A 1129-nucleotide genomic window follows, 5' to 3' on the forward strand; every position below is an offset into this window, starting at 1 on the left:
CTAGTGTCCTGAGTCGGAGATTCGTCGTTGGTCTGGTGTGAGTCGTCCTGGACCGAAGATCCCGCCGGTGGTGCTCTCTGATGCCGAGCGGTCGATGTTGCAGTTGTGGGTGCGCCGCCGTTCGAGTGCCCAGTCGCTGGCGCTGCGGTCACGGATCGTGCTGGAGAGCGCGGACGGACATGCGATTGCTGAAGTTGCGCGGCGGCTGGGCATCACCACGGACACCGTGCGTGCCTGGCGGCGCCGGTTTCTCGAACGCCGGCTGGGCGGCCTGTGTGACGAGCCCAGGCCCGGCGTCCCGCGGAAGATCACCGACGCTGACGTGGAACGCGTCATCGTCAAGACGCTGGAGGAGACGCCGAAGAACGCGACCCACTGGTCGACCCGTTCGATGGCCGCGGCGACCGGGATGTCGCAGTCGGCGATCTCCCGGATCTGGCGGGCGTTCGCCCTCCAGCCGCACCGGGCCGAGACGTTCAAGCTGTCCAAGGACCCGTTGTTCATCGACAAGGTCCGTGACGTGGTGGGCCTGTATCTCGACCCGCCGGAGCGGGCCCTGGTGCTGTGTGTCGATGAGAAGTCACAGATCCAGGCCCTGGACCGGTCCCAGCCCATCCTGCCGATGATGCCCGGGGTGCCCGAACGCCGCAGTCACGACTACGTCCGCGCGGGCACCACGACTCTCTTCGCGGCCCTGGACACCGCGACCGGCAAGGTCATCGGCTCGCTCCACCGCCGGCACCGTGCTGTGGAGTTCAAGAAGTTCCTGGCCAAGCTCGACAAGGAAGTACCGGCCGATCTCGAGGTCCATCTGATCCTGGACAACTACGTCACCCACAAGGTCCCGGCGGTCAAGAAGTGGCTGGCCGCGCATCCGCGCTTCCACCTGCACTTCACCCCGACCGGGTCCTCGTGGCTGAACCTGGTCGAGCGGTGGTTCGCCGAACTCACCACGAAGAAGCTCCGCCGCGGAGTCCACCGCTCCGTCCAGGCCCTCGAACGCGACATCCGATCCTGGCTCGCCGACTGGAACGACAACCCCCGGCCCTTCGTCTGGACGAAGACAGCCGACGAGATCCTCGACAAAGTCGCCGCATACTGCCGACGAATCTCCGACTCAGGACACTAG

General features: G+C 66.2%; 1 protein-coding gene. It reads left to right on the plus strand.

Annotation, left to right across the window (positions count from 1 at the left end; genetic code table 11):
- Positions 1-94: 94 nt before the first annotated feature.
- Entirely contained in the window at positions 95-1129 is a 1035-nt protein-coding gene (locus IF89_RS0135490; RefSeq protein WP_199820661.1) for an IS630 family transposase, read from the plus strand.

Origin of the sequence: Streptomyces sp. NRRL F-2664 (genome assembly GCF_000719345.1) — a bacterium.
Classification (GTDB): Bacteria; Actinomycetota; Actinomycetes; order Streptomycetales; family Streptomycetaceae; genus Streptomyces.